General features: G+C 73.0%; 7 protein-coding genes. 3 read left to right on the top strand and 4 right to left on the bottom strand.

Going from position 1 to position 5,109, the window contains the following annotated elements; all coding sequences use genetic code 11:
• The coding region (locus AOK00_RS31585; protein WP_301554236.1) for an acyl-CoA dehydrogenase family protein at positions 1 to 588 on the top strand (588 nt) is incomplete at its 5' end.
• A 28-nt stretch (positions 589 to 616) separates the two neighbouring features.
• Here AOK00_RS31585 and AOK00_RS31580 read toward each other — a convergent pair.
• The 4 genes from AOK00_RS31580 to AOK00_RS31565 form a co-directional block, all read right to left on the bottom strand.
• Positions 617 to 1,132 carry a pyridoxamine 5'-phosphate oxidase family protein gene (locus tag AOK00_RS31580; RefSeq protein ID WP_055603613.1) on the bottom strand — a complete coding sequence of 172 codons (516 nt, stop codon included), beginning with the start codon at positions 1,130 to 1,132 and terminating at the stop codon, positions 617 to 619.
• 56 nt (positions 1,133 to 1,188) lie between these two features.
• Entirely contained in the window at positions 1,189 to 1,587 is a 399-nt protein-coding gene (locus AOK00_RS31575) for a VOC family protein (protein WP_055603612.1), read from the bottom strand.
• 123 nt (positions 1,588 to 1,710) lie between these two features.
• On the bottom strand, positions 1,711 to 2,430 hold the full coding sequence (locus tag AOK00_RS31570) for a vWA domain-containing protein (protein WP_055603611.1): 720 nt from the start codon (positions 2,428 to 2,430) through the stop codon (positions 1,711 to 1,713).
• Positions 2,421 to 3,068 carry a PadR family transcriptional regulator gene (locus AOK00_RS31565; RefSeq protein WP_055603610.1) on the bottom strand — a complete coding sequence of 216 codons (648 nt, stop codon included), beginning with the start codon at positions 3,066 to 3,068 and terminating at the stop codon, positions 2,421 to 2,423. Before AOK00_RS31565 ends, AOK00_RS31570 begins: the two co-directional genes overlap by 10 nt.
• A 96-nt stretch (positions 3,069 to 3,164) precedes the next feature.
• On the opposite strand from AOK00_RS31565, the gene AOK00_RS31560 reads away from it, so the two are divergent.
• Both AOK00_RS31560 and AOK00_RS31555 read left to right on the top strand, forming a co-directional pair.
• Complete coding sequence (locus tag AOK00_RS31560; RefSeq protein WP_055603609.1) at positions 3,165 to 4,292, top strand: LLM class flavin-dependent oxidoreductase; 1,128 nt, start codon at positions 3,165 to 3,167, stop codon at positions 4,290 to 4,292.
• Positions 4,289 to 5,011, top strand: a complete 723-nt coding sequence (locus AOK00_RS31555) for an SDR family NAD(P)-dependent oxidoreductase (protein WP_055603608.1) — start codon at positions 4,289 to 4,291, stop codon at positions 5,009 to 5,011. The genes AOK00_RS31560 and AOK00_RS31555 overlap by 4 nt, the downstream gene beginning before the upstream one ends.
• Positions 5,012 to 5,109 lie beyond the last annotated feature (98 nt).

Here is a 5,109-nt window from a genome sequence, read left to right as displayed (position 1 = left end):
GGACCGGTCCGTGACCGGGCGGACACGGTGCTCGTCGTACGCGGGGAGGAACTGTGGCGGGCGCCCGGTCACGGACCGGTCCGTGTCTCCGCCGACCCCGCGCGGCGGCTCGCCCGCCCGGCACCCGGCGGGGAGCTGCTCGCCGAGGGCCCCGCGGTGGCCGTCGCGGCCGGACAGGCCCGGCGCTGGGCGATGCTGGCGACGGCCGCGCAGTCACTGGGCGTGGGCCTGGCGCTGCTCGACCGGACGGTCGCGTACGCCCGTCAGCGCGCGCAGTTCGGCACCCCGATCGGCGCGTTCCAGGCGGTCAAGCACCGCCTGGCGGACACCCTGCTGGCTTTGGAGTTCGCGCGGCCGGCGCTGTTCGGGGCGGCGGTGACGATGACGCCCGGGGACCTGGCCGCGGCCAAGGTGACCACGGGTGAGGGCGGGTACACGGCGGCGCGCACCGCGCTCCAGATCCACGGCGCGATCGGCTACACGGAGGAACTGGCCCTGTCCCTGTGGCTCCGCAAGGCCCGCCCCCTGAGGGACGCCTGGGGCGACCCGGCCACCTGCCGGGCGACGGTCCTCGGCGCGTACTCCTGACCGGGCCGTGACGCCCGGCCGGCTGGGCTCATGACACCCGGCGGGGCGGGCTGTCGTCGTTGCCGCGCCGGAAGGTGCGGGCCGGGCGCCCGGCGGACCAGACGCGGACGACGAGCTCGTCGCCGTCCACCCAGGTCCGTACGACCTCGGTCGGGTCCACCCGGAAGAGGTGGAACGGCTGGGGCTCGCCCGCGTCGGCGACGTACCGGGCGACGGTCTCCGGGTCGGTGACCTCGACCGCCCGCCCGGAGACACGGACGTCACCGCCGCCCATGCCGGTGCCCGCGCCGAGGTTGGCGAGGAGGGTGAGCCGGGGGTCGCGGCGCAGGTCACGGGCCTTGCGGGAGCCGGGCATCATGCCGAGCCAGAGCTCGCCGAAGCGGAAGCCCACCTCGATGCCGCTGAGCCGGGGAGAGCCGTCCTCGCGCACGGTGGCGAGGGCGTGGTGGGTGTACTGCCCGAAGCGCTCGCGCACGGTCTCGGCGAATTCGGGTTCGGCGGCCTCGAAGGCCGACCAGGTGGTTCCGGTTCCGGTGTCTCCCATGCGTCCAGGAAACACCGGATACCCGACATCCACTGTCCGGATTACTCCGGATGTCGTCAGGAGGAGGCGGAAGCGGCGACGGTGGCGGCGCGCTCGGCGGCGCTGCGCTCGACGCAGAACTCGTTGCCCTCCGGGTCGCCCAGGGTCGCCCAGCCCGTGCCGTCCGGGTTGCGGCGGTCGTCGAGGAGGGTGGCGCCGAGGCCGAGCAGCCGCTCGACCTCCTCGTCACGGGTGCGGTCCTGCGGCTGGAGGTCGAGGTGGACGCGGTTCTTGACCTCCTTCGCCTCGGGCACCTGGATGAAGAGGAGGCCGGCCCCGGGCGTCTCGACGAGCGCCTCCTCGTCGCCCGGCTGGTCCTCGTCGGAGACCTTGGAGTCCAGGACCTTCGCCCAGAAGGTGGCGAGGGCGTAGGCGTCGGCGCAGTCGATGGTGACGTGTCGTACGAGAGAGGTCATACGGTCATGATCCACCGGCGTCCGAGCAGAGGGCCAATGCTTTCCGGCCGCCTTCCACCGGAACGGGTCGGCCGTTTCCACGGGTTGGGCGGGCCCGACCGGCTCGACCGGCAGGGCACCGGTTCACGGGCGGACGATCCCCTGTCGCCGTGCCGCCGCGAGCCACACCGGGAACTCGGCGACGAGCCTGTCGTACAGCTCCGCGTCCGGGACCCGGCTCGGGTCCTGACCCGCGTGGAAGAACCCGGAGTTGTCGACGGGCCGCTTCGCCGGTACGTCCAGCTCGTCGAGCCGGCGCAGGAACTCGAACTGCCGGCTTCCGGGGTCGCCGAAGCCGATGAACTGCCAGAAGATCGGCAGCCGGGCCGCCTTGCACACGTACCGCTCGGCCGCGAGCTTGTTGATCGGCCCGCCGTCGGTCTGGAAGACGACGAGCGCGGGCGCGGTGGAGCCGCTGTCGAGGTAGTGGTCGATGACGGCGTCCATGGCCAGGTGGTAACTGGTCCTGCCCATGTGCCCGAGCCCGGCGACGATGCGGTCGATCCGGCCGGCGTGGTCGTCGAGCCGGATCTCGGTCTCGGCGTCGATGTCGGTGGAGAAGAAGACGACGGGTACCCGCCCGTCGTCGTCGAGCTGCGCGGAGAGCCCCAGCACCCGGTCGGCCAAAGCCTGGACGGCGCCGCAGGAGTAGTACGGCTTCATCGACCCCGAGTAGTCGACGACGAGGTAGACGGCGACGCGTTGCCCGTCGATCCCGTGCCGTCGCAGCGACTCGCCCGCCTGCTTGTAGAGACCGACCAGCGCGGGCGCGGTCTCCTCGACCTTCCGCAGACTCAGTGCCATGGACTCTCTCCCTCGGGAAGCTCCGGCCGCTCCAGCCCCTCTTGCCGCTCCTGCCGCTCCTGCCGCTCCTGCCGCTCCAGCCGCTCGATGTCCGCGAGCATGGCGTCGGCCAGATCGCGCTCGGCGGTGTAGTACCGCCCGGCCCAGGTGAGGGTCAGCCGGGGGTACGCCCAGGCCCCGTCCGCCGACGCGTCCGCCGCGTCGGCCTCGGCGCGCAGCCGCATCGTGTCGGCGTACTCCCGGTGCGCGGTGAGGATCTCCCGCGTCCGCTCGGGTTCGAGGAGATGGCCGAGCCAGAGCCGGAGCATCGGCCCGTGCTTGAGGACCGGCGGGTCGAGCGGGGCGGTGCGGGCCCAGAGCCGGACGGCGGCGAGGCCCTCGTCGGTGATCCGGTAGACGCGCTTGTCGCGCGAGCCGGCCTCCGGCGCGACCAGACGCGAGCCGGCGTATCCGGCCTTCTCCAGGCGTTTGAGCTCGCTGTAGATCTGACTGAACGACGGGCTCCAGTAGAAGAGCCCCAGTGACCGGTCCGACCACTTCTTGAGGTCGTAGCCGGACAACTCCCGCCCGAAGGAGAGCAGTCCGAGCACGGCCCAGCTGGTCGCCGGTAGCGCCGGCACGGTCTCTTCGTCCGCCACGGTCGGCAGTCTACGGCCCTTCCCTCCCCCACCTATGCCTGCTAGAAGTATTTCGATTAGGCATATCCGCCGTATCTTCTCCGGGAGGAGCGCCCCGTGAAGTTCTCCATGATCTTCGAAGCACAGCTCGTCGACCCGACCCCCGCCCTCGAGCACCGCGTCCTCCACGACTGCGTCGAACAGGCCGTCCTCGCCGAGGAGATGGGCTTCGACCGGATCTGGGCGGTCGAACACCACTCCCTCACGCAGTACGCCCACATGAGCGCGTCCGAGATCTTCCTGACCTGGGTCGCCGCCCGCACCCGCACGATCCGCGTCGGCCACGGCGTGGTCACCATGCCCTTCGGCTACCAGCACCCGGTCCGGGTCGCCGAACGCGCCGCCATGCTCGACGTGCTCTCCGGCGGCCGGGTCGACATCGGCGCCGGACGCGGCGCGACCCGCCAGGAGATGCGGATGTTCGGGGTGCGCCCCGAGGACACCGGGCCGCAGACCGAGGAGGCCCTGCGGATCCTCGCCGCCGCGTGGCGCGAGCCGGAGTTCGAGTGGCACGGCTCGCTCGACATCGGCCCCGGCGCGATCCTGCCCCGCCCGGTCCAGCACCCGCACCCGCCGCTCTTCATGGCCTGCTCGCAGCACGCGTCGCTCCGCCAGGCGGCCGAACTCGGCATCGGGGCCCTGGTGATGGGCTTCGCGGGCGCCGACGACGTCCGCGCGATGCGCACGGTGTACGACGACGCCCTCGCCGCACGGGACGGGTCGCGGTTCGTCTCCACCGAGGTCCACGACCACTTCTCCGCACTCTGCCCGACCATCGTCCTGGACGACGCCGACCGCGCGCTCCGGCTCGGGACCCGGGGCCAGCGCTTCTTCGCCGAGTCGATCGCCCACTGGTACGGCGGCGCGCCCGCGCCCACCGGCTACGCGGAGGACGAGGACCACACCGGCGCCCTCGCCCGCGAACGGGACGAACTGATCGCCCGGCTGCACGAGGCGAACGTCCCCGCGCGGCCGGTCGACACCGGCACCTACAACACCGACCACGCGTACGGGGACGCCACCACGGCGATCGCGTACGTCGAACGGCTCCGGGAGATCGGCGTCGACGAGGTGATGTGCCTGATCCAGATGGGCACCGTGCCGCAGGAGGCCTGTCTGGAGACCATCCGCCAGTGGGGCACGAAGGTCATCCCGCACTTCCGGGCCCTGGACGCCGCCGCGTGAGCGCCCTGGACGGCAAGGTCGTGATCGTGACGGGCGCGGCGCGCGGCCAGGGCGCCGCCGGGGCCCGGCTCCTGGTGGCGGCCGGGGCGCGGGTGGTCCTCACCGACGTACGGGAGGAGGAGGGCCGTTCGGTGGCGGCGGACCTCGGCGGTGCGGCGGCCTTCGTCCGCCACGACGTGACGTCGGCGGCCGACTGGCGGACGGTGACGGACACGGCGGTCGCCACGTACGGCGGGATCGACGGGCTCGTCAACAACGCGGCCCTCTGGCGGACGGCCCCGGTGGAGTCGGAGACGTACGAGAACTTCGAACTCCTGCTCAGAGTCAATCTGTTGGGGCCGTTCCTCGGCGTCCAGGCCGTGCTGCCCGCGCTCCGCGAGGCGGGCGGCGGCTCGATCGTGAACGTGTCGTCCACGGCGGGCCGCGTCGGCGTCCCCGGCCACGCGGCGTACGGGGCGGGCAAGTTCGGCCTGCGCGGCCTCAGCCGCGCGGCGGCCCGCGACCTCGCCCCGTACGGCGTCCGGGTCAACTCGGTCCACCCGGGCGCCGTCGACACCCCCATGACGACGACGGTCGCGGACCGGGACTGGTCGCACATCCCCCTGGGCCGGATGGGCCGCCCGGAGGAGGTCGGGGAACTGGTCGCGTTCCTGCTCTCGGAGGCGTCGTCGTACGTGACGGGCGCCGAGTTCACGATCGACGGAGGACTCACCGCATGACGACGACCGGCGCACGGCCCGCCGACCCCCTCACCCCGGCCGCCCGCGCGCTCTGCGACGCGATGTCGGCGGCCTTCCCGCGCCCGGAGGCGGGCGCG

Origin of the sequence: Streptomyces aureus (assembly GCF_001418135.1) — a bacterium.
Lineage (GTDB): Bacteria > Actinomycetota > Actinomycetes > Streptomycetales > Streptomycetaceae > Streptomyces > Streptomyces aureus_A.
This window is presented reverse-complemented; position numbering and strand designations above follow the sequence as displayed.

What these genes read in the sequence shown, in the direction of transcription:
- AOK00_RS31575 (WP_055603612.1), bottom strand. Translation starts at nt 1,587, where the DNA reads ATGACCTCTCTCGTACGACACGTCACCATCGACTGCGCCGACGCCTAC.
- AOK00_RS31570 (WP_055603611.1), bottom strand. Translation starts at nt 2,430, where the DNA reads ATGGCACTGAGTCTGCGGAAGGTCGAGGAGACCGCGCCCGCGCTGGTC.
- AOK00_RS31580 (WP_055603613.1), bottom strand. Translation starts at nt 1,132, where the DNA reads ATGGGAGACACCGGAACCGGAACCACCTGGTCGGCCTTCGAGGCCGCC.